The organism is Neisseria sp. P0018.S001 (assembly GCF_051957355.1).
GTDB lineage: Bacteria > Pseudomonadota > Gammaproteobacteria > Burkholderiales > Neisseriaceae > Neisseria > Neisseria subflava_A.
In genome coordinates this window covers 1-26,307 of record NZ_JBQCWN010000001.1, presented here as the reverse complement: position 1 = coordinate 26,307, position 26,307 = coordinate 1, and the positions used below count along the sequence as shown (strand labels likewise).

General features: G+C 48.5%; 24 protein-coding genes and 1 tRNA gene. 7 read left to right on the top strand and 18 right to left on the bottom strand.

Translation table 11 applies throughout. The features are described 5' to 3' along the window. Window positions 1-221 precede the first annotated feature (221 nt). Window positions 222-635, top strand: a complete 414-nt coding sequence (locus tag ACTHTJ_RS00125) for a YqaA family protein (RefSeq protein ID WP_049331084.1) — start codon at window positions 222-224, stop codon at window positions 633-635. Between the two features lie 65 nt (window positions 636-700). On the opposite strand, the gene ACTHTJ_RS00120 is transcribed toward ACTHTJ_RS00125, so the two are convergent. The 4 genes from ACTHTJ_RS00120 to ACTHTJ_RS00105 all read right to left on the bottom strand — a co-directional run bounded on the left by ACTHTJ_RS00120 (window position 701) and on the right by ACTHTJ_RS00105 (window position 4,503). Then, on the bottom strand, window positions 701-1,894 hold the full coding sequence (locus ACTHTJ_RS00120) for an amino acid aminotransferase (RefSeq protein ID WP_004520646.1): 1,194 nt from the start codon (window positions 1,892-1,894) through the stop codon (window positions 701-703). 98 nt (window positions 1,895-1,992) lie between these two features. Next, window positions 1,993-2,643 (bottom strand): HAD family hydrolase, encoded by a 651-nt coding sequence (locus ACTHTJ_RS00115; protein ID WP_070583817.1) that lies wholly within the window; start codon window positions 2,641-2,643, stop codon window positions 1,993-1,995. Window positions 2,644-2,712: 69 nt separating this feature from the next. Then, window positions 2,713-3,657 (bottom strand): cation diffusion facilitator family transporter, encoded by a 945-nt coding sequence (locus tag ACTHTJ_RS00110; RefSeq protein WP_004520644.1) that lies wholly within the window; start codon window positions 3,655-3,657, stop codon window positions 2,713-2,715. 15 nt (window positions 3,658-3,672) lie between these two features. Beyond that, complete coding sequence (locus tag ACTHTJ_RS00105; protein ID WP_004520643.1) at window positions 3,673-4,503, bottom strand: ferritin-like domain-containing protein; 831 nt, start codon at window positions 4,501-4,503, stop codon at window positions 3,673-3,675. Window positions 4,504-4,792: 289 nt separating this feature from the next. Between ACTHTJ_RS00105 and lolA the strand changes: the two genes are divergently transcribed. After that, window positions 4,793-5,413: an outer membrane lipoprotein chaperone LolA gene (lolA, locus tag ACTHTJ_RS00100; protein ID WP_004520641.1), complete on the top strand. Its 621-nt coding sequence runs from the start codon at window positions 4,793-4,795 to the stop codon at window positions 5,411-5,413. Between the two features lie 93 nt (window positions 5,414-5,506). Here lolA and glmM read toward each other — a convergent pair whose 3' ends face one another. Together glmM and ACTHTJ_RS00090 are read right to left on the bottom strand one after the other, a co-directional pair. Further along, window positions 5,507-6,844: a phosphoglucosamine mutase gene (gene glmM, locus ACTHTJ_RS00095; RefSeq protein ID WP_004520640.1), complete on the bottom strand. Its 1,338-nt coding sequence runs from the start codon at window positions 6,842-6,844 to the stop codon at window positions 5,507-5,509. 216 nt (window positions 6,845-7,060) lie between these two features. Further along, window positions 7,061-7,927: a c-type cytochrome gene (locus tag ACTHTJ_RS00090; protein WP_070583816.1), complete on the bottom strand. Its 867-nt coding sequence runs from the start codon at window positions 7,925-7,927 to the stop codon at window positions 7,061-7,063. A 285-nt stretch (window positions 7,928-8,212) separates the two neighbouring features. Between ACTHTJ_RS00090 and ACTHTJ_RS00085 the strand changes: the two genes are divergently transcribed. Next, window positions 8,213-8,288, top strand: a tRNA-Arg gene (locus tag ACTHTJ_RS00085). 91 nt (window positions 8,289-8,379) lie between these two features. On the opposite strand, the gene ACTHTJ_RS00080 is transcribed toward ACTHTJ_RS00085, so the two are convergent. Both ACTHTJ_RS00080 and ACTHTJ_RS00075 read right to left on the bottom strand, forming a co-directional pair. Then, a complete protein-coding gene (locus ACTHTJ_RS00080; RefSeq protein WP_070583815.1) occupies window positions 8,380-9,573 on the bottom strand; it encodes an amino acid aminotransferase in 1,194 nt (397 codons plus the stop codon). A gap of 110 nt (window positions 9,574-9,683) precedes the next feature. After that, window positions 9,684-10,457 (bottom strand): FadR/GntR family transcriptional regulator, encoded by a 774-nt coding sequence (locus tag ACTHTJ_RS00075; protein WP_070461657.1) that lies wholly within the window; start codon window positions 10,455-10,457, stop codon window positions 9,684-9,686. Window positions 10,458-10,850: 393 nt separating this feature from the next. Between ACTHTJ_RS00075 and ACTHTJ_RS00070 the strand changes: the two genes are divergently transcribed. The 3 genes from ACTHTJ_RS00070 (at window position 10,851) to ACTHTJ_RS00060 (ending at window position 15,727) form a co-directional block, all read left to right on the top strand. Further along, window positions 10,851-12,494 carry a lactate permease LctP family transporter gene (locus ACTHTJ_RS00070; RefSeq protein ID WP_070461656.1) on the top strand — a complete coding sequence of 548 codons (1,644 nt, stop codon included), beginning with the start codon at window positions 10,851-10,853 and terminating at the stop codon, window positions 12,492-12,494. A gap of 197 nt (window positions 12,495-12,691) precedes the next feature. Further along, window positions 12,692-13,539, top strand: a protein-coding gene (locus ACTHTJ_RS00065; RefSeq protein ID WP_141745152.1) for an IS630 family transposase whose coding sequence is annotated in 2 segments (ribosomal slippage) — window positions 12,692-13,007 and window positions 13,007-13,539 — 849 coding nt in all. Because the reading frame shifts where the segments join, the coding sequence is not laid out codon by codon here. Between the two features lie 211 nt (window positions 13,540-13,750). Beyond that, on the top strand, window positions 13,751-15,727 hold the full coding sequence (locus ACTHTJ_RS00060; protein ID WP_070583813.1) for a TonB-dependent copper receptor: 1,977 nt from the start codon (window positions 13,751-13,753) through the stop codon (window positions 15,725-15,727). Between the two features lie 127 nt (window positions 15,728-15,854). Here the strand turns inward: ACTHTJ_RS00060 and ACTHTJ_RS00055 are convergent, their stop codons facing one another. The 4 genes from ACTHTJ_RS00055 to ACTHTJ_RS00040 form a co-directional block, all read right to left on the bottom strand. Continuing rightward, complete coding sequence (locus ACTHTJ_RS00055) at window positions 15,855-17,192, bottom strand: sodium-dependent transporter (protein WP_004520635.1); 1,338 nt, start codon at window positions 17,190-17,192, stop codon at window positions 15,855-15,857. Between the two features lie 267 nt (window positions 17,193-17,459). Then, window positions 17,460-18,365, bottom strand: coding sequence for a metal ABC transporter solute-binding protein, Zn/Mn family (locus ACTHTJ_RS00050; RefSeq protein WP_049331107.1), 906 nt, complete (start codon window positions 18,363-18,365; stop codon window positions 17,460-17,462). 79 nt (window positions 18,366-18,444) lie between these two features. Then, on the bottom strand, window positions 18,445-19,320 hold the full coding sequence (locus ACTHTJ_RS00045) for a metal ABC transporter permease (protein ID WP_003685375.1): 876 nt from the start codon (window positions 19,318-19,320) through the stop codon (window positions 18,445-18,447). Between the two features lie 76 nt (window positions 19,321-19,396). Continuing rightward, on the bottom strand, window positions 19,397-20,122 hold the full coding sequence (locus tag ACTHTJ_RS00040; RefSeq protein ID WP_070583811.1) for a metal ABC transporter ATP-binding protein: 726 nt from the start codon (window positions 20,120-20,122) through the stop codon (window positions 19,397-19,399). A 270-nt stretch (window positions 20,123-20,392) separates the two neighbouring features. Between ACTHTJ_RS00040 and ACTHTJ_RS00035 the strand changes: the two genes are divergently transcribed. Beyond that, window positions 20,393-20,689 (top strand): DUF2288 domain-containing protein, encoded by a 297-nt coding sequence (locus ACTHTJ_RS00035; RefSeq protein ID WP_070583810.1) that lies wholly within the window; start codon window positions 20,393-20,395, stop codon window positions 20,687-20,689. Between the two features lie 66 nt (window positions 20,690-20,755). Here ACTHTJ_RS00035 and apaG read toward each other — a convergent pair whose 3' ends face one another. The 6 genes from apaG to hpnD all read right to left on the bottom strand — a co-directional run bounded on the left by apaG (window position 20,756) and on the right by hpnD (window position 25,814). Next, window positions 20,756-21,124: a Co2+/Mg2+ efflux protein ApaG gene (gene apaG, locus ACTHTJ_RS00030; protein ID WP_003682575.1), complete on the bottom strand. Its 369-nt coding sequence runs from the start codon at window positions 21,122-21,124 to the stop codon at window positions 20,756-20,758. A gap of 96 nt (window positions 21,125-21,220) precedes the next feature. Beyond that, complete coding sequence (locus ACTHTJ_RS00025) at window positions 21,221-21,709, bottom strand: phosphatidylglycerophosphatase A family protein (RefSeq protein ID WP_049350702.1); 489 nt, start codon at window positions 21,707-21,709, stop codon at window positions 21,221-21,223. Continuing rightward, on the bottom strand, window positions 21,702-22,658 hold the full coding sequence (thiL, locus tag ACTHTJ_RS00020) for a thiamine-phosphate kinase (RefSeq protein ID WP_070583809.1): 957 nt from the start codon (window positions 22,656-22,658) through the stop codon (window positions 21,702-21,704). Before thiL ends, ACTHTJ_RS00025 begins: the two co-directional genes overlap by 8 nt. A 188-nt stretch (window positions 22,659-22,846) precedes the next feature. Next, window positions 22,847-23,566 carry an SDR family oxidoreductase gene (locus ACTHTJ_RS00015; RefSeq protein ID WP_070583808.1) on the bottom strand — a complete coding sequence of 240 codons (720 nt, stop codon included), beginning with the start codon at window positions 23,564-23,566 and terminating at the stop codon, window positions 22,847-22,849. A 95-nt stretch (window positions 23,567-23,661) separates the two neighbouring features. Next, window positions 23,662-24,969, bottom strand: a complete 1,308-nt coding sequence (hpnE, locus tag ACTHTJ_RS00010) for a hydroxysqualene dehydroxylase HpnE (RefSeq protein ID WP_070583807.1) — start codon at window positions 24,967-24,969, stop codon at window positions 23,662-23,664. Then, complete coding sequence (gene hpnD, locus ACTHTJ_RS00005) at window positions 24,966-25,814, bottom strand: presqualene diphosphate synthase HpnD (protein ID WP_070583806.1); 849 nt, start codon at window positions 25,812-25,814, stop codon at window positions 24,966-24,968. Before hpnD ends, hpnE begins: the two co-directional genes overlap by 4 nt. Window positions 25,815-26,307 lie beyond the last annotated feature (493 nt).

Here is a 26,307-nt window from a genome sequence, read left to right as displayed (position 1 = left end):
ATTAAACTTAACACCCATTAACAGCCGCCCGTATCATACTGATAATCCGTCACTTTGAAAACTATTTTCTAACAGCCGACTACATTATCCTTCAGCCGTTTAATTGTAAAAAATTTAATAATATTGGATTTATCTTTTAATAGATTAAAAAAATAAAGGCATAATCTTCTTATTAAGCTTGTTATTTCTTTTTTACAATACTCATTGATACAACTCAAAATATGCCCCCTCTTTACGCTTACCTTGCCCTGATTGCTTCTGCCTTCACTTCTGCCACACTACTTCCGGGTACATCCGAGGCGGCATACGCCGCATTTGTGTACCAATATCCGCAACATGCCCTCGGAGCATGTTTATGTGCCGGTTTGGCAAATGGCTTGGGCAGTATGGTTTCGTATTACATGGGCAGAATGTTTCCGTCCAAGAAAAGGCCGTCTGAAAAAGTATTGGCGCGTATACAAAGATGGGGAATTTGGCCGCTATTATTTGCATGGTTGCCGATTATCGGCGATGCCCTCCCCCTTGCCGCAGGCTGGCTCAGGCTTAATGCTTTGCATTGCGCCATCATTCTGATTGCAGGCAAACTGCTGCGCTATGCCATGATTTATTGGGGAATGAACGCAGTTGCCGGATAAGTTTCCACAGTCAAAAATAAAGGCCGTCTGAATGATTCAGACGGCCTTTGCCTTTAATTCGACAATTACAAGACTTTCACAATGCTTTCGCACAGGTAGTCGATATTGTCATCGGTAATGCCGGCGACGTTGATGCGGCCGGAACGGACGGCATAAATGGCAAACTCATTTTTCAAACGGTCAACTTGTTCGGGAGTCAGACCACTGAAAGAGAACATACCGTTTTGTTCGATAATGAAATCAAAGTCTTGAGTTGCGCCTTTTGCTTTGAGCAACTCGACAAATTTTTGGCGCATGGCTTTGATGCGGCCGCGCATTTCATCGAGTTCGGCAATCCATTGTGCTTTCAAATCATCATTTTTCAACACCAGCGCAATGGTGTTCGCACCGTGTGAAGCCGGGTTGGAATACAAGGTACGGATGATGGTTTTGACTTGGCTGTGGGCGCGGGCTGCTGTTTCTTCATCTTCGGCCACCAAAGTGAACGCGCCGACGCGCTCGTTGTACATACCGAAGTTTTTGGAATAAGAGCTGGCAATCAGCAATTCTGTATTGTGTTTCAAGAACACGCGCAAGCCGTAGGCATCTTCTTCCAAGCCATTGCCGAAGCCTTGATAAGCAAAGTCAAACAGTGGCAACCAGCCTTTTTCGGCAGAAAGTTTTGCCAAAGTTTCCCATTGTTCGGGCGTAGGGTCGATGCCGGTAGGGTTGTGGCAGCAGCCGTGCAGCAGGACGATGTCGCCTTTTTGCGCTTGGCTCAAGTCTTCAATCATGCCATCCCAATCCAAACCGTGTTTGGCGGCATCATAGTAACGATACGGTTTGTCTTGGATACCGACCGCTTTGGCGATGGCGTTGTGGTTAGGCCAAGTCGGATTGGAAATCCAGATGGTTTGCGCGTTCAACTGGCGTTTGACAAATTCGGCCGCAATGCGCAATGCACCTGTACCGCCAAGGCTTTGCGCTGTTTTGGCGCGACGGCTGGCAATGATTTCGTGGTCTTTACCAAATAACAGGATTTGGGTTTGCTCGTTGTAATCGGCAACGCCGTCGATGGTCAGGTAATTTTTAGTTGTCTCGCTTTCCAACAGGCGTTTTTCAGCCTCTTTGACGGCTTTGACAATAGGCGTTGCGCCGGATGCGTCTTTGTACACGCCGATACCGAGATTGACTTTTTCGGGACGGGTTTCGGCTTTAAACGCTTCGCCCAAACCTAAAATCGGATCAGCAGGAGCAGCTTCGATATGCTTGAAGAACATGATTTTTCTCTTTACAAGTGTAAAACGGTTGAAAAAATACAAACTTAGTACGATTTTACGCCGTTTCAAGCCGTCTGAAAACGGATTATTACAGGGTTTTAACGCAAGATTGCCAACAAATCCAAAGGCGTGGCAATACGGAAATCAGCAAGCCAGTTTTCAGTTTGGTCTTCGGCAGAAATATAGCCCCAATCGGCAAGCACGGTCGTCATGCCTGCATTCTTGCCTGCCTGCATATCGCGCTCTGCATCGCCGACATAAAAACATCGCTGCGCCTCAACGCCAATCTGTTCGCACGCATAAAACATAGGCTTCACGCTGGGCTTGGGTTCATCGCAGGTATCGCCGCTGACAATGACGGCGGGAGGCGCGGCAAACCCGAGCTTAGGCACGAGGACATCGGTAAAACGCATGGGCTTGTTGGTAATAATGCCCCATTGGATACCGCGTTGAACTAAGGCTTCCAACATTTCGTTTACGCCGTCGAACAAAATGGTTTGATCGGCATAACAGCGGCTGTATTCATCCAAAAACTCTTTACGCCATTGCATATAGTCCGGATGGTCGGGCGTAATGCCTGCACCAAGTTTGAGCAAACCGCTCGCACCGTGGCTGGCCTGCGGACGGATTTCATCCATGCTTTTTTCTGGCAAACCGTGTCGGCGCAATACCGTGTTGAGCGCACCACCCAAATCAAGTGCGGTATCGGCAAGCGTGCCGTCAAGGTCGAATAATACGGCTTGGGTCATAAGTATTCCTTTGATGATTTTAGAAGGCCGTCTGAACAATCCAACAAGTTTCAGACGGCCTGAATATGGTTAATGGTGATGGTGTTCGTGCATTTCCTGCGAACACAAAACTTCATCTTTATGCGGATGCTGTTCGCTTTCAATCTGAATCGTACAATGCCCGATGTTATGATGCGCCAATTCATGTTCGATGCGGTAGGCGATTTGTTCGGACTCTGCAACCGTCATGTTGCCATCTACGACAATATGGCAGGATAAAACGTGGATATTGCTGGTAATCGTCCAAACATGCAAGTCGTGAACGGATTTTACGCCCTCCATATTGCGGATAACGCTGAGCAACTCATCGGTATGGATGTTTTCCGGCGCGCCTTCCATCAAAATGTGCAAAGTCTGTTTAAACAGCTTCCAGCCGCTGCACCCTACCAAAGCCGCCACCAATACGCTGGCAACCGTATCCGCCCATTGCCAGCCATACGCCATCATCAGTACCGCTGCGACAATCGCCCCTATCGAGCCGAACAAATCGCTGATTACGTGCAGATACGCGCCGCGCATATTGACGTTTTCTTCGGTATCGCTATTCTTCAACATATAAACGGCGACACCGATGTTGACCAGCAATCCGATGATACTAACCACCAACATGCCACCCGTCAAAATTTCCGGCGGATAAAACAATCGTTTGACTGCTTCATAAAAAATCATCGCCGCAATCAACACCAGCGATAATCCGTTAAACATCGCCGTCAAAATTTCAAAACGCTTGTAACCGAATGTCTTTTGCAGCGTGGTCTGTTTCTCGCCAAGTTTGAATGCCCACAATGCCACGCCCAGCGAAAACGCATCGCTGAACATATGCCCCGCATCGGAAAGCAGGGCCAAAGAGTTGGTCAGCCAACCGCCGACCGCCTCAACCAGCATAAATCCGGCAATGACGAAAAAGGAAATACGCAATACCTGCTTATTAGCGGTATGCGTGTGCGCGTGCGAATGATCGTGATGATGTGCCATAATGATTTTACCGTTTCAGACGGCCTTTTTATCCTGTTTCAAACTTTTCTCAAAATCTTCCAACATATCCAGCTCAAAACGGCTGAATCCTGCGCGTTCCCGTGCTTCGATATTGACGTAGCCGCGGAAGATAAACATATCGTAACGCGCAATCAGGCTGCGGAACAGTGCAACCGGTTCCAGACCGCGCTCACGGCAAAGATGCTGATACCAATGATTGCCGATGGCGACATGCCCCACTTCATCGCGATAAATAATATCCAACACATCGCAGGTTTCCACATCGCCGCGCTGTGCCACTTTTGCACGAATACCCGGCGTGACATCCAAACCGCGCGCTTCCAACACCCGCGGCACCAAAGCCATGCGCAATAAGGGATCGTAAGCAGTTTTATACGCCATATCCCACAAATGCCCGTGCGCTTCAAAATCGCCGTAATCGTAGCCCAAGCTGTTCAGACGGCCACGCATCAAGCCGAAGTGAAACACTTCTTCTTTCGCCACCCTTACCCAATCGCGTACAAACTGAAACGGCATATTGCGAAAACGATACGCCGCATCCAAAGCCAGATTAATCGCATTAAATTCAATGTGCGCAATCGCATGCAACATCGCCGCATAGCCTTCGACCGTATTCATCTTGCGCGGCGTAACTTCCGAAGGCGCAACCAAACACGGACGTAACGGATGACCGGCAAAACGGCAATCCACGGGTTTCGACTCATCAACCGTCAAACCTTCCGCCTCGCCCAAATGCGCAAACAAGGCCTGCGTCAACCTTCCCTTTTCATCCGGATTGTCCGACAGCAAAGCCTGTTCCAATAAAGGATAAGGATTCAGATACATACAAAACCATTGTTTTAAAAAGATAAATATTATAACCGTTTTAAAAAGCAAACAGAAAGACTATAATTTCACGCTTTCCGTAAAATGACATTAAATACCACACCAAACCATCGTGTGCTTCATTAAAAAAACGTCAAAACCAAATGCAGGCCGTCTGAAGAAATGAAATTATTTCAGTCACTTGATTGGATTTTTCATATTTACACAAATTAAACCCTCCATTCAGCCCCTTGCCTGTTACACCATAACGTCTATACTGAACCCATCTCTCCGAACAAGGAACCAAAACATGAAAACTACCCGACTGTTCACCCTGACCGCTGCCGCGCTGCTTTCTTCAGCTATCGGCTTTGCACAAGCCGACGCAGTGGACGCCCTGAAAAAATTCAATAATGACGCCGACGGTATCAGCGGCAACTTCAGCCAAACCGTTCACAGCAAAAAGAAAACCCAAACCACACACGGTACATTCAAAATCCTGCGCCCTGGCTTGTTCAAATGGGAGTACACCAAACCCTACAAACAAACCATCGTCGGCGACGGCAAAACCATTTGGCTCTATGACGTAGATTTGGCACAAGTAACCAAGTCCTCACAAGACCAAACCATCGGCGACAGCCCTGCCGCCATCCTCTCCAACAAAACGGCATTGGACAGCAGCTACACGCTGAAAGAAGACGGTTCTGCCAACGGTATCGACTACGTTTTGGCTACACCTAAGAAAAACAACGCCGGCTATCAATACATCCGCATCGGCTTCAAAGGCGACAACCTCGCCGCCATGCAGCTGAAAGACAGCTTCGGCAACCAAACCAGCATCAGCTTCAGCGGTTTGAACACCAAGCCTAACCTTTCCAGCGGTATGTTCAAATTTACCCCTCCTAAAGGCGTTGATGTCTTGAGCAACTAAGCTTCTAATGAAACACAAAGGCCGTCTGAACAACAGACGGCCTTTTATAACAGACGGCCTTTTATTTAGTTCAATTCAAAATCAAACACACTGTTACTTTTGACCTTGAATGGCCGCGGCAATTTTTTCTGCGCCTTTTTTCGCCCAGTCTGCCTGCTTGGCTTCCACCATCACGCGCACGACAGGCTCGGTACCGGATGCGCGCAAGACCACGCGGCCTTTGCCTTCGAGTTCTTTTTCCACTTCAGCCAAAGCCTCTTTGGAAGCGTCCTGCCAGTTTTGGCCTTTTTTGATGCGGACGTTGATCATGGTTTGCGGATACGGCTGCCAATCGGCGCAAACGGTGGCAAGGTCTTGATTCAAGGTTTGCAATGCGGCCAAAACTTGCAGCGCGGAAATGATGCCGTCACCGGTATTGTGTTTGTCCATACACAAAATATGACCGCTGGCTTCGCCGCCAATCAGCCAACCGCGTTGGTGGAGCTGTTCCAACACATAGCGGTCGCCCACTTTGGCGCGGCAGAAATCAACGCCCTGCTCTTTCAAAGCAACTTCCATCGCCATATTGGTCATTACCGTACCCACCACGCCGCCGATCTCCACGCCTTCGTGCGCGCGTGCTTTGGCAATCACATAAATCAAGCTGTCGCCGTCATACACTTTGCCATTGCGGTCAACCATCATCAAACGGTCGCCATCGCCATCCAAGGCAATGCCGTAATCGGCTTCATTTTGCAACACAGCCGCTTGCAAAGCTTTCGGATGGGTCGCACCACATTTCTCATTGATGTTGTAGCCGTTTGGCTCATCACCGATGCTTACTACTTGCGCACCCAATTCGTGGAATACTTTAGGCGCAACTGCATAGCCCGCACCATTGGCGGTATCGACCACCAATTTCAGACCGCGCAAGTCCAAATGGCTTGGGAAAGTGGATTTACAGAACTCGATATAGCGGTCATCCGCACCATTAATCCGGCGCGCACGGCCTAAACGGCTGGATGGCTGTGTTTTCATTTCCTCATCGATTTTGGCTTCGATTTCCAATTCGATTTCATCGCTCAACTTCACACCGCCTTCGGCAAAGAATTTAATGCCGTTGTCAGAATAAACGTTATGGGACGCAGAAATCATCACACCGGCAGATAAACGCAAAGCACGGGTCAGATACGCTACGCCCGGGGTTGGCAGAGGGCCGGTTTGAATAACGTTGACACCGGCAGCAGTAAAGCCGGCAATCAGCGCGGCTTCCAGCATATAGCCTGAAATACGCGTGTCTTTACCGATCAAGACGGTTGGTTTGATTTCGCCTTCGTGCTGCACCAAAACCTGACCTGCCGCATAGCCTAATTTCAGGACAAAATCAGGATTGATAGGAAACTGACCGACTTCGCCGCGCACACCGTCAGTACCGAAATATTTTTTTGCCATGAGATAACTCCGTGATTGTTTTGTCGTATGTGAATATGGTTGAACTTCTTTAAAAGAATCTTGATTGTATTCGAAGGCCGTCTGAATCTTTCAGACGACCCTTGATCATGAGAATAATTTACTACTTCAGTATTATAGCAAGATCCAGATTTCCTGCACGAAAAAAGCGCATCCTTTTGCAGAATGCGCTTCCTATTCGAGATTCAAAATCAAATCTTAGAATTTAGCACCAGACTGATTAGCCATGTAATCAACTGCAGCTTTCACTTCATCATCGCTCAGGCTGCCGTTACCGCCTTTGGCAGGCATTGCGTTAAAGCCTTCGAGTGCGTGTTTGTGCAGGGTGTCTTTACCTTGTTTGATACGAGGAGCCCAGTCTTCTTTTTTACCTACATGAGGAACACCTGGAACTGCACCGCCGTGACATGCTTGGCAGTTGGCTTCGTAAACTTTTTTGCCGTCTGCGCCACCGGCTGCTGGAGCTGCCGCACCTTTGTCATCTGCTTTGGCCACATCTGCTTTAGGGGCTTCTGCAGGAGCTGCACCTTCAGCCGCCGGAGCTGAAGCGGCTTCACCGGAAGCGGCTGCATCGGCAGGAGCTGCGGCATCAGGATCAGGGAAAGTACCGCCGGCTTTGTTGGCCATATAAGTAATCACGCGTTTCAATTCTTGGTCGGTCAAATCAGCCGCACCGCCTTTGGCAGGCATTGCGTTGAAACCATTCAAAGCGTGTTGGAACAAGGTATCAAAGCCTTGGGCGATACGAGGAGCCCAATCGCCTTTGTTTTCAAATTTAGGCGCATTAGGAACGATACTGTCCGCCGCGTGACATTGGATACAGATTTTGTTGAAAATCTGGTCACCTTGGCGTTCGCCAACAGGAATGCCGTCGCCCATTTTGAGTTGGCCGACTGGCTGGATACGGGTTTGAGTCGCAGCTTCGGTTGTTTCGGCAACATCGCCGAATGAACCGCTTCCCGCCAGTTTGATCAGGAAGTAAATCACTGCAATGACAATAACGATACCGCTCACAAGGGTGAACAATGCAGAGCCTTGGGCTTTGTGGTCGCGGAGTTGTTTCATTTGGTAGGCCTCGCCGTTAGGTTAGGTTGTGCTGTAAGTTATAGTTTATGTGTTAAACGCAATTAACAATATTTTGCTGGATTATACTGAATTCGCAAAGGCTTTCCAATCCATCTTGAGAAAAAGATACGCAAAAATCCTCAAAAAGGCCGTCTGAAATCTATAAGCCTTTGTAGTTAATTGATTATTCCAGCCATGCAAAAAAGTGACCGCCAATGCCACTTTCAGACACTTTCAAGATAAACTTTGCCAATAAAGCCAATATGCGTTAACCTTACGGCTTTCGCACCCATAGCTCAGTTGGAAGAGTGTCAGTTTCCGAAGCTGGAGGTCACAGGTTCGATCCCTGTTGGGTGCGCCAATTATAAATAGGCCGTCTGAAAGATGAAAATTTTTCAGACGGCCTTTTGATTTACTTCAAATAAAACTACATTCAATTTCAGATTGCATGGCTATTGCAACACTTTGGCAAATGCCTCGGCCACATAATCGATATTTGATGCATTCAAACCGGCCACACACATCCTGCCCGAATCCAACAGATAAACAGCAAATTCGTCACGCAAGCGGTGTACCTGCTCTACGGTTAGGCCTGTATAGCTGAACATACCGCGCTGTTTGATGAAATAGCTGAAATCGCGATTGGGAATTTTGGCCGTCAAAACATCATAAAGTTTCTGACGCATGGCACGGATGCGGTCGCGCATGGCGTAAACCTCGTTTTCCCACAAAGCGCGCAGCTCCTCGCTGTTCATCACATCAGAAGCGATGTATGCGCCATGCGCGGCAGGGCTGGAATAAATACGGCGGACGGTAAATTTCAACTGTCCGAACACCAGCTCTGCTTCTTCCTTATTGGGACACACTACGCTCAAACCGCCGACGCGCTCTCCGTACAGCGACAGGTTTTTCGAGAAAGAGTTGCTGACAAACAAAGGTAGTCCCATTTCGACGGCTTTACGGATTGCATAGGCATCGCTGTCCAAATCCTCGCCGAAACCTTGATAGGCAATATCCATAAACGGAATCAGCTTGTGCGTTTTAATGATGTTCAACACTTCATCCCATTGCGCTTGCGACATATCTACGCCGGTCGGGTTTTGACAGCATGGATGTAAAATCAAGACGCTGTTTTCCGGCAATGTTTTGAAAAACGCAGTCATCTCTTCAAATTTCACGCCGACGGTTTTAGAGTTGTAATAAGGATACGCCCCCACTTCAAAACCTGCGCCTTCAAAAATACCCTTATGGTTGTCCCAAGTCGGGTCGCTGACATAGGCTTTCGCTTCAGGGAACCAACGGTGCAAAAAGTCGGCACCGACTTTCAACGCCCCCGAGCCGCCCAAGGTCTGTATGGTCGCAACGCGCCCTTCTGCCAACGCCGGATTATCCTGCCCAAACAGCAAACGCTGAACCGCGCTTCGGTAAGTGTCCAAACCTTCCATCGGCAGATAAGGCGATGGGCGCGGTACGGCCGCATGCTCTGCTTCTGCCCGGAGGACAGATTCCAAAACCGGCATTTTGCCTTCGCCATCAAAATAAATGCCTATGCTCAAATTGACTTTTTCAGAACGCTCGTCGCGTTTGAAGGTTTCAACCAAACTCAAAATCGGGTCGCCCGGATAATACTCGACATGACGGTACATGGTGCTTCCTTTGTTTTTAGACAGAATGGGGAAGATTGTGGCACTAAAAAGCCTTATTTGCAAAATCAGGCCGTCTGAAAAAATTCAGACGGCCTGATTATTTTTAAACGCTACCAATCTACCCGTTTCAAATCATTTTGCGCCAATACGTCCGCATGCTCGCTGTGGCTTTGATATTCCCTGTCCTGCAAAATGCGGCGGGCGACATAATTCAAATGCAGTTTTGCCGCTTCCGCCGCCTCGGCTGGTTTGGCCTGGACAATGGCTTCAAAAATAGCACTGTGCTGGGCAATCAGCGTCGGGCGCGGGTCTTCGGTTTGATGGATATAGATAATGCCGCTGCGTGTTTGCTGATAAAGCATTTTGAGCAGGCTGCTGGAAAGGTGGCTGAACAGGATATTGTGTGCGGCATCGGCAATGGTTTGATGGAAGCTAACGTCTGCTTCGGCTTGATGCTCCAAATTTCCGCTTTCGCAGGCCGCTTCAAATTTCTGCCGCCAAAAGTCAATCCGTTTCAAGTCGGCGTCAGTCCGTCTTTCGGCGGCCAGTGCCGCCATACAGCCTTCAACGTGACAGCTGAAATCGAAAACGTCGGTTTCCCAGTTGGTATGTTTGCCGAGCAATTCCTGCCAGCTTTGGAGGAAATCTTGTTGCGGTTTGACGGAAACGTAATAGCCATCGCCCTGACGCGCTTCCAAAACCTGCCGCGCAATCAGGATGTTCAGCGCGACCCTGACCGAGGGGCGCGATACGCCGAATTCTTCCGCCAAGGTACGTTCGGGCGGGATTTTGCCGCCTTTTTCGTAAACGCCAGTCGCAATCCGTTCTTCTAATATCGACAATATTTGGTCGCTGATTTTTTGTGGTCGAACCAGTTTTGTCATTGTAATTCCTCTTTTTCTTCATATTTTCCTATGAAGAAGACTCAAATCCGATAATGTGATGCGGCAGGTCGTCTGAAATGGCAATCTGCGTCAAAATTGGCATGACCAAATTGGTGTGCCCAATGTCGCGGTATTCTAATTAACCGGCCATATCCCGTCAATATGGCTTGTTCTACCCGAATATGGTTTAAAACTATATCGGGTTACATTTTTACAATTCATATAATGTTTTGTTTTATTTAAAATTAAATAACAATTTTGCACTTATGTAGCAAGGTTGCTTAAAAAAATAATTGACTGCCATATTAAAGTTTCGTAAAGTGTCCTCCGTTCAAAAAATTGGTTTTACCAATTTAGGAAAGTATATTAGAAAAATATTCGGAGATTTTCCCAATGGAAACTTGGATTCAAAACTATACCGCAGTGGGCGGCAGCCTGTATTTGACGGCAGCCGTCGCCCTCCTGCCCATTATCTTTTTCTTTGTTGCACTGACCGTCTTGAAGCTCAAGGGTTATCAGGCGGGGCTTTATACGCTGCTGATTGCACTTGGCGTTGCCGTATTAGGTTTCGGAATGCCTGCGGGCATGGCGGTTTCTTCCGCGCTGTACGGCTTTGCCTACGGTTTGTGGCCGATTGCATGGATTATCGTTACTGCTGTGTTCCTGTATAAAATTACTGTGAAAACAGGGCAGTTCGACATCATCCGCGCTTCCGTGATTTCGATTACCGAAGACCAACGCCTGCAAATGTTGCTGGTTGGCTTCTCCTTCGGCGCATTCCTCGAAGGTGCGGCAGGCTTCGGCGCGCCGGTGGCGATTACCGCCTCGTTGTTGGTGGGCTTAGGCTTTAACCCGCTCTACGCCGCCGGTTTGTGTTTGATTGCCAATACCGCACCCGTGGCTTTCGGTGCGATGGGTATTCCAATCTTGGTTGCCGGTCAAGTGTCCAACCTCGACCCTTACCACATCGGTCAGGTCGCCGGCCGCCAACTGCCGATCCTGTCGATTATCGTTCCTTTCTGGTTGGTCGCCATGATGGACGGTATGCGCGGCATACGCCAAACTTGGCCTGCCGTATTGGTGGCAGGCGTGTCTTTCGCCACTACCCAGTTCATTACCGCCAACTTCATCGGCCCCGAGTTACCCGACGTGACCTCCGCATTGGTCAGCCTGGTCTGCCTGTCTGCCTTCCTGAAAAAATGGCAGCCTAAAGAAATCTTCACCTTCAACGGCATGAAAAAACCGTCCGAACGCAAAGCGGGCGAATACACTGCCGGGCAAATCATCAAAGCCTGGTCGCCTTTCGCCATCCTGACCGTTTTCGTCAGCGTGTGGACGATTAAGGGTGTTAAAGAGGCTTTGGGCGTTGCCACCATCAAATTCGACTGGCCGATGCTGCACAACTTGGTACAAAAAGCCGCGCCCATCGTCAGCGAACCGACACCATACGCCGCCGTGTTCAAAATTGACCTCCTCGGCGCAGTCGGTACGGCAATCCTGTTTGCTTCCATCGTTTCCGCCGCTTTGCTGAAAATGAAACCCTCCGAAGCCGTCAGCACTTTCTTTGAAACGCTCAAAGAACTGCGCCTGTCCATCCTGTCTATCGGCTTGGTACTTGGCTTTGCATTCGTGGCAAACTATTCAGGCCTGTCGTCCACATTGGCACTCGTCCTCGCCGCCACCGGCACCGTGTTCCCGTTCTTCTCGCCGTTCCTCGGCTGGCTGGGCGTATTCCTGACCGGTTCGGACACCTCCGCCAACGCGCTCTTCGGTTCGCTGCAAGCCAGCACCGCGCATCAAATCAACGTCGTACCCGAGCTGACCGTCGCTGCCAACACCACCGGCGGCGTGACCGGCAAAATGATTTCGCCGCAATCCATCGCCATCGCCTGCGCGGCAGTCGGTCTGGAAGGCAAAGAATCCAACCTGTTCCGCTTCACCGTGAAACACAGCTTGATTTTCTGTACCTTCGTCGGCCTGCTGACCCTGCTGCAAGCTTATGTTTTGCCGTGGACGCTGGTTTTCTTCAACAAATAAGCCAACCGGCTTGAAATAAAAGGTCGTCTGAAATCCAATTTGGGTTTCAGACGACCTTTTTGTCGTTGTGGGCGTGATCGGGTTTACCGTCATTTCCGTTTCGTTTAAACAGTAGGGGAATGCGTGAATCGAAGATGGCTTAAGTTATAGTCAATTAAAAACAAAATGGTACAATACTCAACTTTGAAGGTTTAACCATGGCATACTCTGCGGACTTAAGAAACAAAGCTTTAAACTATTACGAACAATGCAAAAACATCAGCCAAACCGCAGCAACGTTTAACTTGTCAAGAAACACGCTTTACCTGTGGATTCGCCTTAAAAAACAAACAGGCAGCCTAAAACATCAAGTTACCGGTCTAAATGCCGTCAAATTGGATAGGCAAAAACCGGCTCAATATGTTGGGCAACACCAGGATGCCTATCTGCATAAAATCGCCAAACATTTTGATTGTACGCCAGCCGCCGTTTGCTATGCACTCAAACAGATGGGGATGACGCGCAAAAAAAGACCACCACTTACAAAGAACAAGATCCGGCCAAAGTAACGCATTATTTGACACAGCTGGCCGAATTTTCCGACTACCAACGCATTTATTTGGATGAAACAGGATTTGACCGCTACCTGTTCCGTCCCTATGCCCGCAGCCTGAAAGGGCAAATAGTGAAAGCGCAGATAAGTGGAAAAAGATACCGACGCTTATCTCTGGTGTCCGCACAAGTCGGCAACCGGCTGATTGCTCCGATGGTTTATCAAAATACGATGACCGGAGTCTTTTTTGAAGCGTGGTTTCAGCAATGCCTACGGCCCGCATTGACTCAAAAATCGGTGATTATTTTAGATAATGCGCGATTTCACCGTATGGGTGTCTTACGGGAAATGGCGGAAAAATTGGGACATAAGGTATTGCCTCTTGCACCTTATTCACCTGAGCTCAACCCGATTGAGAAGGTGTGGGCGAATATTAAGCGGTATCTGCGAACCGTATTGTCTGATTACGCCCGATTTGACGATGCGTTACTGTCCTATTTTGATTTTAATTGACTATAATTCAAACACATTCATTTTTATTGATTAACCTCACCAATGTCTTCAAATCAATATTTTGGTATGACCAATCTTAATAAACAACCTATACGCCAAAAATCTGAAAATATTGATTTAGATTAAAATCCCACTGCTTCTATTTCACTAGACTTTATGTATAATACCTAGGTATTAGTTAATATAATTCCTAATAATAGAGAGAAACGATATGAAATACCCACCATTACTTATCTTGCCTATCGTCTTAGCCGTATCCCAAGCATGGGCAGAGACTAACCCTACACCTGAAGAAACGGTTACCCTTTCCCCTGTCACCGTCACCGGCACACAACAAGAAAAAGCCAATCGCGTTACTTTCAACCCCAAAGCTGCTTTGCAACCCCTCCCTGCCGGAGACGGGGCAGACCTTTTACAATCCGTGCCCAACATGAGCATCATCCGCAAAGGCGGCAGCTCGGGCGATCCGCTGTTCCGCGGTTTGGGCGGCTCGCGCCTCTCCGTCAATGCCGATGACCAGTTTATTTATGGCGGTTGCGGTATGCGCATGGACCCGCCGACTGCCTATATTCACCCAAATTCATTTGATAAAGTCGTGGTCACCAAAGGCCCGCAAACCGTCACCCAAGGTATGGGCTTGGTCAGCGGTTCGGTGCAATTTATCCGTAAAGACCCTGACTTCACTGAAAAACCTTACAACATCAATGCCACTCTGACAGCAGGCAGCAACGACCGCCTTGACGGCTCGCTGGAAGCCGAGTTCGGCGGAAAATACGGCTACGTCCGTACCAATATCTCCCATAACGAAGCCGACGACTACAAAGACGGCGACGGCAACCGCATTCACTCCAACTTCAAACGTGACAGCCAAATGCTGCAACTGGGCATCACCCCGACCGAAAACACCACCATTGCCGGCACATACGAGCGCAGCAGGGCCAAGGTTGCCTACGCCGACCGCATGATGGACGGCAGCAAATTCGACCGTGATGCATGGAACATCCGCTTTACCCAACGCAACCTTACCCCATGGTTCAGCGAGTTGGAACTGCGCTATGGTAAAAGCGAAATCGACCACGTGATGGACACATACAGCCTGCGTACCATCCGCACCCCTGCCGGTATGCAGATTAAAAATGCCAACAACCCTAAACGCAATACCGATACAGGCCGTCTGAAAGCCACTTTCGACTGGGACAAGCTCAACCTGCAAACCGGTTTGGATTATCTGGACGACGTCCACGTCGCACGCATGGAGCGTGGTGGCGACGGCTACAGCCACAAGCCTTACATGCCCAACCAAAGTTTCAAACAATGGGGTATTTTCACCGAAGCCTCTTGGCAGCAAACCGACAATCAACGCTGGGTAGCAGGTTTGCGCCATGACCAAGTCAAAGCGCATTACGATACCGCGCGCGTGACCAACCCCGTTTTGAAACATCAAAAATTCAATTTGAACTCAGGCTTCCTGCGTTGGGAAAGAAATACGGACAACGGCCTGAAATACTATGCCGGCTTCGGTATTGCCGAACGTGCGCCTGACTACTGGGAACGCCTGCGCTCCGAAAACAAAGCCATCCGCGCAGAGCAAAACCGCCAAATCGATGCTGGTGTAATCTGGAAACGTCCTAACCTACACGCATCTGTATCCGTATTCGGCAGCAACATCAAAGACTTCATCATGATGGAGCGCCAAGGCATGGATTTCAACGTACGCAACATCAACGCTTCACGCTTTGGCGGCGAAGCCGAAGTCAAATGGACATTTGCGCCTAACTGGGAAGTCGGCACCAGCCTCTCCTACACCCACGGCAAAAACCGTACCGACGGCAAACCTTTGGCACAAACGCCGCCGCTCGAGTGGAACAACACCCTCGCCTTTGACAACGGCAAATTCAGCGCGGGCGCATTATGGCGCGTCGTAGCCAAACAAAACCGTTACAGCAAAGGCCAAGGTAATATCGTCGGACAAGACATCGGCGCTTCTTCGGGCTTTGGCGTACTCTCGCTCAACGCTGGTTGGAAATTCAGCAAATACGCCACATTACAAGGTGGCGTGGACAACGTGTTCAACAAAACCTATGCTGAATTCGTCAGCCGCGGCGGCGACCCGTCTGCCGGTACACAAACCATGCGCGTGAACGAACCCGGCCGTACTGCATGGCTGAGACTGCAAGCGAAGTTCTAATCAGCCTCATGCGTATATAAAAAGGCCGTCTGAAAAATTTTCAGACGGCCTTAATATTTTTAATGATGTTTTTAAACAAACAGTCCGGCGAAACAATGCAACGCCGGACTGTTTGCTCTCTATCGGATTAAATCAAACCCAAAGAGTTGATGAACACCACAATAATCGCAATCGGCGCAAGATAGCGAAGCGCACCCAACCACAGGTAAAGCAGCTGTTTCGGAATGGTGCTGCCCATGCCCGCATCACGCAGAACGGACTGTTTGTCCTGAACCCATGATGTAAACACGGCAACGCTCAATGCGCCAATCGGCATGATGACGGCAGAAATAATGAAGTCCCACAAATCAAAAATAGTTTTTCCGAAAATCTTAAAATCGCCCCAAACGCCAAATGACAGCGCCGAAGGAATACCAACTATGAAAATCGCAATACCGGTTACCCAAGCGTGACTGCTGCGCTTTTTCTCGTCTTGGCGGATGGTTGCCGCGATAACGGTTTCCAGCATGGAAAACGCGGAAGTCAGCGTCGCAAAGACAACCAACAGCATAAATACGGCAAACAAATATGTACCCATCGGCATTTTCATGAAGACCGCAGGCAATACGACAAAAATCAAACCAGGGCCCTGGCCGGGCTCGAAACCGAAGGCAAATACCGCAGGGAAAATCACCAAACCGGCCAGTAGCGACACAAATAGGTTCATCCACATAATCATATGGCCGGAGCGGAACATATCCTGATCCTTACCCAAATACGAAGCATAGGTAATCATCGCGGACACGCCGATACTCAATGCAAAAAACGCCTGACCCAAAGCAGTCAGCATCGTACCCGGTTTCAAATACGACCAATCCGGTTTCAACAAGAATGCCACGCCCTCCATTGCGCCGGGCAAGGTCAGCGAACGGATAGCCAGCGCGATAAAGAGGATAAACAAACCCGGCATCAACACGCGGTTTGCCTTTTCAATGCCGTCTGAAACGCCGCCTTTGACCACCCAAATGGTAATCAGCATGAACAAGCCTTGGTAAAACAGCGAACCAAACGGCGAAGAAATCGTTTTGCCGAACAAAGCTTCAAAGTCTGCACCGGCATGAATTTCGCCGGTAAAGCTGTGTACGACGTAGTTTAATACCCAGCCGCCGACCACACTGTAAAACGACAGCAAAATAAAACACGCGGCCACACCCATGCGGCCAACCCACGGCCACTGCGAACCCGGACGCAATGCTTTGAAGGAATCAATGGCGTTTTTACCGCCTGTACGACCGATGTAAAACTCGGCCAGTTGAACCGGTAAAGCCACCAAAATGGTGAAAATCAAAAACAAAAGAAAGAATACGGCGCCGCCGTTGGTACCGGCTGTATAAGGGAATTTCCAAATTGCACCCAAACCGATGGCCGAGCCTGCCGCAGCAAGCACAAAGCCGATTTTGGATGACCAAGATGAATGGTTGCTCATGATGTAATATTAAGAAACGTGAAGATGCCGAATTGTAACAGGGTGAAGTCAAGCCGTGAGTGGCTGACGGACAGCCGATAAGCAATTCGCACGGATGGTGCGTACTTACCAAGCAAATTAGCATGAATTTTTGATAATTAAACTTCTAATAGCACAAATTTTATTTTTATATTCTAAATTTGACGGTTTATTTCAAAAATAAGCATATAAAAGGCCGTCTGAAACCTTGTTTTTAAGGTTTCAGACGGCCTTTATCCTTAAGCCGCTTTATTTTTTCATGGCATCGGTCATAACTTTGACATTGTAGCGGTACATGCCGATGTAGCTGTTGGCCGGTGCACCACCCAATGCATCGGAATACAAACGTCCGCTGACATTGACGCCGGTTTCTTTGGCGATACGGTCAATCATGCGCGTGTCTTTGATGTTTTCAGTAAAGACGGCTTTAATGCCCTCGCGTTTGATTTGGCGGATAATGGAAGCCACTTGTTTGGCAGACGGCTCGGCTTCGCTGCTCACGCCTTGAGGGGCGATGAATTCAATATTGTAGCGTTTACCCATGTAAGAGAACGCATCGTGTCCGGTCAAGACTTTACGCTTGGCTGCAGGTACGGCATTAAAGGCAGCCTGCGCATCGCTGTGCAGTTTTTTTAGCTGCATTTGATAGTTGCCCAAACGTTGCTGATAGTAGGTTTTGCCTTCAGGGTCGGCTTGAATCAGCGCATTGGCAACGTTTTGCGCATAAGTGCCCATCAGGACGGGGTCGGTCCAAACGTGCGGATCAAACTCGCCGTGATCGTGATGATGGCCTTCGTGATCGTGGTCATGATGATGGCCGCCCTCTTCTGCTTTCAAAGCCTGAATGCCTTTGGTCGCTTCGGCGAAAGGAACTTTACTCTGTTTGACTGCACGCTGTACATCGGCGGCTTCCAAGCCCAAACCGTTAAGCAATACCAATTTAGCACTGCGGATTTTTTTGATGTCGCCACTGGTCATGTGGTAGGCATGGCTGTCTTGGTTGGGGCCCACCAAGCTTTGAACAGCCACACGGTCGCCACCAATCTGTTTGGCCACGTCGCCCAAAATGCTGAAGCTGGTCACAACAGGCAACGGAGCAGCATAAGCGGCACCGGTCAATAATGCGGCAACGATGCCGAGTTTCCAATGTTTCATATTCTCTCCATTGATATAACGTAACATTAACATCATCATAAAACAGACCGCCTGATTATTCAAGCGGCCGTCTGAAAAATCATGCCGTACGGTGTTTTTTACGGCGCAACCATTTTGCCAAAATACCGCCCTCCCAACCAAACACGACGGAAATTAGGTAAAGCGTGCCGCAGCATAAAATAATCGCCGGGCCGGACGGGATTTCGATATGGTAGGAAAACAACAATCCTGCCAAGCCGCAAAGCAAAGCCAATGCAACCGACAAAATCATCAGCCAACCCATGCTTTTCGCCCACAGTCTGGCGGTAATCGCCGGCAACATCATCAAACCGACCGACATCAGCGTACCCAATGCCTGAAAACCGGCAACCAGATTCATCACAACCAGCACCAAAAACAACACATGCCAAAAGCCGCCCTTACCGCCGACAGCCTTGAGGAACAAAGGGTCTATGCTTTCCAACACCAGCGGGCGGAACATGACCGCCATCAGCAAAATAGTGACGCTCGCAGAAACGGCAATCAGCTGCAAAGCCGGAATATCCACCGCCAACACCGATCCAAACAGCAAATGCAGCAAATCGACGCTGCTGCCGTTTTTGCTGACCAAAACCACGCCGATGGCGAGGCTGCTCAAATAAAATGCGGCAAAGTTCGCGTCTTCTTTCAATGAAGTAAACCGGCTGACCAAACCTGCTAACAAAGCCATCAGCAAACCGGCCGCAAAACCGCCGACACTCATCGCAGGCAAACTCAAACCGGCAAACATATAGCCAATGGCCGCACCGGGCAAAACCGCATGGCTCAAAGCATCGCCCACCAAACTCATGCGGCGCATCACCAAAAACACACCGACAGGCGCCGCACTCAATGCCAGGCAGAAAATTGATGCCAAGGCATAGCGCATAAAGTCAAATTCGGCGAACGGCGCGACGACCAAATCATATAAATCCATGTTTTATCGCTTTTTTCTTAATCTCTGAAAGCCTGAGGCCGTCTGAAAAATACTTACTTTCAGACGGCCTTGTCCATTAAACCGCGCACCAATCGGCCGCTTCCTGTTTCTGCATCATTCGGTTGGCCTGCGCCAAAAATTCATCGGTCAACACATTTTCCGTCGAACCGGCAGTCACTTTTTCACGCGCCAAAAGCAGCGTGTTGGCAAAATATGCCCTCACCTGCTCGTAATCATGCAACACGGCAATCACAGCCTGACCGTCATGATGGCACTGGCGCAAAACTTCCAACAGCGCATAAGTCGTCCGCGCATCCACCGCATTAAACGGTTCGTCCAGCAGCAAAAATTTGGCATCCTGCACCAGCATCCGTGCAAACAACACGCGTTGGAATTGGCCATTGGACAAGTGCGCGATTTGGCGCGTGGCAAAATCCTGCATTTCCACTCGTTCCAAAGCCGCCATCACGCGCTTTTTCTGCGCCGCGTTCACGCGTCCGAAAAAGCCGATTTCATACCACAGTCCCATCGCCGCCAGTTCAAATACCGTCATCGGCTGGCTGCGGTCAATGTCCGACTGCTGCGGCAGATAGGCAATGTCCTTGCGCGCCATATTTTCATAGCGCACGCTGCCCGTATCCGTCTTCTGCAAACCCATAATGGCTTTGAGCAGGGTCGATTTGCCCGCGCCGTTCGGCCCGAAAATCGTCCACATCTTGCCATCTTCAAACACCATATCTACATGGTGCACCACCGGCCTACGCTGATAGCTGACCGTCAGATTCTCCACTACGATACTCATGGCGACACCGCCCAAAAATATACAGCCCACAACGCCGCCAATGCGACAAACGCAATCAGCAGCCTTTGCAGCAATCCGGTCAACAATACAGAATTCATAAGCCTAAAACCGCCCTTGTCCGAATACGGACAACAGGCCGTCTGAAAGAAAATTAAAACATTAAAATGATACTGTATAACGTTAACCCTGTAAATTTCTTTCGTTTTCAGACGGCATCGGGCAAAAGGCCGAATATCGGTTACAATCCATTTTTTATTTGATGATTGTCCTATGTCTATTCCACTCTTAAACGAAAAACTCAATACCGAAACCGCCCGCATCTCATGGGAAGAGCTGCAACCCCACTTTGCACACGGTGCCGCCGTCTATGTTGCGCCTGATTTGGATTTGATTGCCGTCGCCCGCCATGTTGCCGAAGATGAAGCCGCACCATTGAAACAATGGATGGAACAAGGCAAATTCGGTGCCGTCAGCGATGATATGGCGCGCACATTTTTAGCGGATAAACAGGAAATGTGGGCGGTTGTCGTGGCGCCGTGGGTATTGATACAGCCTTGCAAAGACTGATAAGGCCGTCTGAAAAAATAAAACCGGAACATTTCACATGTTCCGGTTTTTCATTTTTCAGACGGCCTATTGCAACGTAAAGCCTGCTTTAAATTCAAGCTTCGGCACCCCGATAACGAAACGTTTGCCGATGCTGTCTTCAAACTCATACGCGCCTTCGATACTGCCCCAAGGCGTGCTGATTTGCGAACCGCTGTTGTACTCATAGGCTTCGCCCGGGTACAAAACAGGTTGCTCTTCAATCAAGCCGGCATGACCGACCTGCTCTGTCTCACCGTGTCCGTCGGTGATTTCCCAAAAACGCTGACGCAAAGTAATGATTTCATCACTGCGGTTGCAGATGGTAATCAGATAATTGAAGGCATAGCGGTCGCGATAGACGTCGCTCTGACCGGCCATATAACGCGGCTCCACGTTAATCTCGATTTCATTCATAATTGTTTACCCCGTATGGTATTTATTTTATTTCAATCCGGATAATTCCGGCGTGCTTGCCCTATTTTTGCAAAGGGTCGAAACACTTAAAACGCATCACGCGATCCAATAAAACAGGCCCAAGACCATCAAGGTCATCACAGCCGCAATCAAATCATCAAGCATAATGCCTAAACCTCCATGAATCCGCCGGTCAAACCATTTGATCGGCCATGGTTTCAACGCATCAAACAAGCGGAAAATAATAAAAGCCGCCAGCCACCAGCTCCATTTAAACGGAATCAGTGACAGCACCAGCAGCATCGCGACAATTTCATCCCAGACGATACCGCCGTAATCCTGAATACCCAATTCCCTCTCGGTATAACCGCAAATGCGGATACCCCAAAAAAACAAGGCGATACACAATAAAAGCAATATCCAGCCGTCTATGCCCAACAGGCACAATACAAAAGCCAGAGGTAATGCTGCCAGCGTTCCGGCCGTACCCGGCGCAACCGGCGACAAGCCGCTGCCGAAACCGAATCCTAAAAAACACAATGGTTTGTGCAACAGCCAAGAAAAAGTAGGTTTACGTTCAGCCAAAATGATCAAATCCTAAAGAAGTCAGTTCCAATACGCCGCCTTCGGCATCCAAAATATTCAGACGGCCTGAGTCAGTCATTTTACCAATTCGGGCGACCGGTACGCCACTTTGTTTCGCTGCCTGACAAACGCGTTCCCTGTCTTCTGGAGCGGCAGTAAAAATCAGTTCATAATCATCGCCGCCGGCCAATACCGCCGACAACCATTGTTCGCGCGACAAAACGTTTTTCAATTCAGGCAACGACGGCACACAATCGGCAAATATTTCCGCCCCGACAGCAGAGGCTTTCAAAATATGCCCCACATCTTGAGCCAGGCCGTCTGAAACATCTTGCGCAGCATGGGCAAACGGCAACAATGCCTGACCCAATGAAACACGTGGTTCCGGACGGAGTAATTTATCATTGCAAACCGCCATGATTTCAGACGGTAATTGATAATGCCCCAGATGTTTGTTCAACGCAGCGGCAGCCAAACCCAACCGACCCGATACCCAAATATCGTCGCCGACTTCGGCCGCATCACGCCGCAGGGCACGCCCTGTCGGAACTTCACCTACTATCGTTACATTAAAGACCAAATCGCCTTTAGTGGTATCGCCACCAATCAACACCGTATCAAAACGCGCGGCCAAAGCAAAAAAGCTATCACAAAAACGTTTGAGCCAGTCTTGATTCAATTCAGGCAGCGCAGCACTGAGCAACACCCAACGTGGCTTAGCACCCATAGCGGCCATATCGGATAAGTTTACTGCAAGCATTTTCCATGCCAAATCTTCAGGCAAAACATCTTCAAAAAAATGTCTGCCTTTGACTAACATATCAGCGCTAAAACATAAATCAAATCCGTTACTTGGGCGAATAATAGCGGCATCGTCCCCTATACCCAAAATCAGACCTTCCGATTTTTGTCGCTGCAAATATTGTCTGATAAAGTCAAATTCCGTCATATTTATCCAATATAACTATAACTTAGATTACTATATCTAATTTTGTGCCAGCCTGATGCTTGCCTACTAACACGTCAAATATCAAACCTAAACCATTATTTAGATATAAAACTCAATAAGTTAAAGGCCGTCTGAAAATATAGATTTCAGACGGCCTCATGTTTTCAAACCACTCTGAGCAGGTAGATTTACAGATAGACGATTTCGCCTGTCCGCCCCCTGCTCTCTTGACTTGCCCACCAAATAAATTGCGGCAGGACATCTTTGTAGTTTTTACGTTCGCTTTTCGATTCACCCGGATGCGATTTAATACGTTGCGGCGAATTGATGGCACCCGGCACCAAAACATTGGCTCGCAGGTTGTCAAAACGTTCCCACTCGTCCGCAGCCACTTTACACAAATAATTAAGCGCGGCTTTGGAAGCTCCGAAACCGCCCCAATAGGCTTGCGGTTTTTCGCCGTGGCTTTCACCAACAAAAATCACAGAAGCGTCTTCGGATTGCTTCAACAATGGGAACAGCGCACGGGTCAAGCCCATAGGCGCAACGGTATTGATGCGGTATTGGTTGACCCATTCTGATACGGTTTGGAAATCCAATGGCGACAAAGCATAGAAATAGCTGGCGCAATGCACCACGCCATCCAATTTTCCGCCGGTAGCTTCATCAATGGTTTCTGCGAATTGTTTAAACTCTTTCTCCTCCGCGCTCATCAAATCAAAGCAGATGGCAAACGGCTCAGGGCTGCCCGCAGCCACAATGGCATCATAGACTTTTTCCAAACGCTTTTGATGACGCGCCACCAAAATGACAGTCGCTCCGGCAGCCGCATAGGCTTTGGCAACCTGTTCGCCCAAGCCTTGGGATGCGCCGGTAATCAAGATGGTTTTGTTCGCTAATGTCGTCATGACTTTTCCTTGAACTTTATGGTTTCGGATATTGTATCGGCTTGGTAAGTTTTGTAAAGTCAAAAAGGCCGTCTGAACATTCAGACGGCCTCAGTTTATTCAACCCGCAAATCCAGCATAAGCTTTTCAGCCGCTGCAAAGCCCGACTGAACCGCAGCTTCCAATGTTGCCGGATAACGCGGATGGAGATAGTCGCCGGCCGGATAAATACGTCGATGGTGCAGCCATGAGAAATCTGGTTGTACAAAATCAACCGTTGCCGCCGTAGTCGCGCGTTTTTCCGTAATAATACGTACGGCTTCAGGCTTACCCAAATCCGGACAAATCCGCTTAATGTCCGCATGAACTTTCTCGGCCAAATCTTTGTCCTTCCAAGTTTCGGTGCAATCGGAAACGCTGATGACGACCGCGACTTCATTATCCGGCAAACCCAACGCCCCCCGATGTAATACCCATTGCGCCATACCATCAAAAAATCCGGTTAAAGGTGCCGGCAGTTTGACTGCTTGGGCATAACGCAAATAAACCGTGGTAATCGCATGGTAGTGAAACGATTGATAGGCCGTCTGAATATAGTCAGGCGTATCTTCAGGCAAAAGCGCGTCAACATGATATGGCGCAACAGCCAAAACAACCGCATCAAATACTTCGCCATTGATTTCAATCCGACCATCAATGTGGTGGTTTAAATGGGAAACACGAGTTTCAAGATGTATCTTTGCACCATGCGTGAGTAGGAACGCCAAAGCCGGTTCGGCTACCATCCTCCCTAAATTCTGCTTAGGCAAAAGATAATCGCTGTTCTCCTTTTCAGACCATACGCCATCATTCAATACATTACATAAAATACGCAACGATGCCTGTTCTAACGGCGTATTTAAAGCACCCCAAACCAAAGGTTGCCAAAATTGGCCAAGTAGGCTGCGCGGAACATTTCGTGTTCTCAACCACTTTGCAACCGTCAAATCGGTTTTATGATGGCCTACCCAATGTTGCAATGCCGACATATCCGACAGCAATTTGATTTTCAATGAAAAAGAAAGATTTTTTGCACGCAGGATACCGACAAGCAAATGCCACGGTGCAGGCAGAGAGGCCGTCTGAAACTGCAATCCCTCATGGATGTACCATTGCAAAGGCTGGCGTAAAAAGGCTGATTCAGGTTGAACACCAATATGTTGCATCAAAGTTTGAACACCATGATACGCGCCCAACAAAATATGCTGCCCATTATCCAAAAAGCTGAATCCATCATCTTTCCCTGCTAAGGTACGCGCCCTACCGCCTGCCTGTCTCCCGGCTTCAAACAAAGCAATATCAGCTCGATGAATCAGGGAAACCGCCGCAGACAAACCTGCCCAACCGGCACCAATCACAGCAATTTTTGGACGCCGAATATTCATGGTTTAAATCCAAACAGCCAAGTTTTCAAAGCAATACGTTTTTTACGGGGAGAAGGAATCGCAATTTTGTAAGTCAAAACATTTTGCGCACCATCACGGTCGATTTCATTCAACAGCGCATAATAAATGGCCGCCATAATCAGACCGACTTTTTGCGATTTCTTATCCGCAGCCGGTAAAAGCAACATAGCCTCACGATAAGTTTCACGCGCCCTATCCACTTGAAACTGCATTAATTTCGCAAAATTGTCTGTCGGTTTACACTGCATGATGACGTTGGCAGGCACATCAAATTTCTGCATTTCCTCTATCGGCAGATAAATTCTTCCCTGCCGCGCATCTTCGCCCACATCACGAATAATGTTCGTCAACTGCAAAGCCAAGCCCATTTTGTCCGCATATTCCAAAGTTTGGGGATTGGAAAAACCTAAAATCCGCGCAATAAGACACCCCACTACTCCGGCAACACGGTGACAATACAGCTTTAATTCATCAAAACTACCATAACGAGCCTGCTCCAAATCCATCTGCATCCCATCAATCAAAGCTTCAAATTCATTCTTCGGCAAATCAAAACTTGCCCGAATATCTTTTAAAGCTTGATGAACAGGATGCTCAGGCATCTCATTATTAAACACTTTCTCCAAATCACTGCGCCACCAATTCAACGTTATCTGAGCTACATTTGGATCGGTACAGCCATCAACCACATCATCTAGTTCGCGACAAAAAGCATATAAAACAGTGAGCGCATTTCGTTTTTCTACCGATAAAAAACGAAAGCCGGATAAAAAACTGGAATGGCTTTCTGCAGCCTTTTGATGACAATAATCCAAAGCAAGCACTGTGTATCCTAAAAAATATCGTTATAAATAATTAACAGGGATTTTATCTGTATTTAAAAAAGTACGCCAATATCAAAAATTCATCTTACAACAAGGCCGTCTGAAAGCTATTCTTAAGTATCTTTCAGACGGCCTAATATCCTACGTCGCCAATATCGAAACCAGCAGCATCACCACCAACAGCTGTATCAAGGAGTAGCCCCTCTGTACAGCTGCCCCATTCCGTTTTCCGTCAAATGCTTTTAAGTACATATCTTTCTTCCCTTTATCTTTATCTTTATCTTTATCTTTATCTTTATCTTTATCTTTATCTTTGTATCCCTATCCGACAGGAGGCACCTTATCCGTTTGTCCCTTTACTCAATGGCCCCCATTGGTCCAAGTCTTCATTGCCACTGCCCATACAAAGCCGCCCGTCAGCCCGAACCGGCAAACGGTTCAGCCTCGGGGCGGCATACGGCAGTTAACCGTCAGGCTTATTTTTTCACGGCAG

Excerpts from the sequence above, each read along its gene's own strand:
- ACTHTJ_RS00120 (WP_004520646.1), bottom strand. The coding sequence starts at position 1,894 with ATGTTCTTCAAGCATATCGAAGCTGCTCCTGCTGATCCGATTTTAGGT.
- hpnE (WP_070583807.1), bottom strand. The coding sequence starts at position 24,969 with ATGAATATTCGGCGTCCAAAAATTGCTGTGATTGGTGCCGGTTGGGCA.
- ACTHTJ_RS00050 (WP_049331107.1), bottom strand. The coding sequence starts at position 18,365 with ATGAAACATTGGAAACTCGGCATCGTTGCCGCATTATTGACCGGTGCC.
- ACTHTJ_RS00115 (WP_070583817.1), bottom strand. The coding sequence starts at position 2,643 with ATGACCCAAGCCGTATTATTCGACCTTGACGGCACGCTTGCCGATACC.
- ACTHTJ_RS00090 (WP_070583816.1), bottom strand. The coding sequence starts at position 7,927 with ATGAAACAACTCCGCGACCACAAAGCCCAAGGCTCTGCATTGTTCACC.
- ACTHTJ_RS00055 (WP_004520635.1), bottom strand. The coding sequence starts at position 17,192 with ATGAGCAACCATTCATCTTGGTCATCCAAAATCGGCTTTGTGCTTGCT.
- ACTHTJ_RS00105 (WP_004520643.1), bottom strand. The coding sequence starts at position 4,503 with ATGTATCTGAATCCTTATCCTTTATTGGAACAGGCTTTGCTGTCGGAC.
- ACTHTJ_RS00070 (WP_070461656.1), top strand. The coding sequence starts at position 10,851 with ATGGAAACTTGGATTCAAAACTATACCGCAGTGGGCGGCAGCCTGTAT.
- ACTHTJ_RS00045 (WP_003685375.1), bottom strand. The coding sequence starts at position 19,320 with ATGGATTTATATGATTTGGTCGTCGCGCCGTTCGCCGAATTTGACTTT.
- ACTHTJ_RS00110 (WP_004520644.1), bottom strand. The coding sequence starts at position 3,657 with ATGGCACATCATCACGATCATTCGCACGCGCACACGCATACCGCTAAT.
- ACTHTJ_RS00080 (WP_070583815.1), bottom strand. The coding sequence starts at position 9,573 with ATGTACCGTCATGTCGAGTATTATCCGGGCGACCCGATTTTGAGTTTG.
- ACTHTJ_RS00125 (WP_049331084.1), top strand. The coding sequence starts at position 222 with ATGCCCCCTCTTTACGCTTACCTTGCCCTGATTGCTTCTGCCTTCACT.
- lolA (WP_004520641.1), top strand. The coding sequence starts at position 4,793 with ATGAAAACTACCCGACTGTTCACCCTGACCGCTGCCGCGCTGCTTTCT.
- ACTHTJ_RS00015 (WP_070583808.1), bottom strand. The coding sequence starts at position 23,566 with ATGACGACATTAGCGAACAAAACCATCTTGATTACCGGCGCATCCCAA.
- ACTHTJ_RS00040 (WP_070583811.1), bottom strand. The coding sequence starts at position 20,122 with ATGAGTATCGTAGTGGAGAATCTGACGGTCAGCTATCAGCGTAGGCCG.
- thiL (WP_070583809.1), bottom strand. The coding sequence starts at position 22,658 with ATGACGGAATTTGACTTTATCAGACAATATTTGCAGCGACAAAAATCG.
- ACTHTJ_RS00075 (WP_070461657.1), bottom strand. The coding sequence starts at position 10,457 with ATGACAAAACTGGTTCGACCACAAAAAATCAGCGACCAAATATTGTCG.
- ACTHTJ_RS00035 (WP_070583810.1), top strand. The coding sequence starts at position 20,393 with ATGTCTATTCCACTCTTAAACGAAAAACTCAATACCGAAACCGCCCGC.
- glmM (WP_004520640.1), bottom strand. The coding sequence starts at position 6,844 with ATGGCAAAAAAATATTTCGGTACTGACGGTGTGCGCGGCGAAGTCGGT.
- ACTHTJ_RS00060 (WP_070583813.1), top strand. The coding sequence starts at position 13,751 with ATGAAATACCCACCATTACTTATCTTGCCTATCGTCTTAGCCGTATCC.
- apaG (WP_003682575.1), bottom strand. The coding sequence starts at position 21,124 with ATGAATGAAATCGAGATTAACGTGGAGCCGCGTTATATGGCCGGTCAG.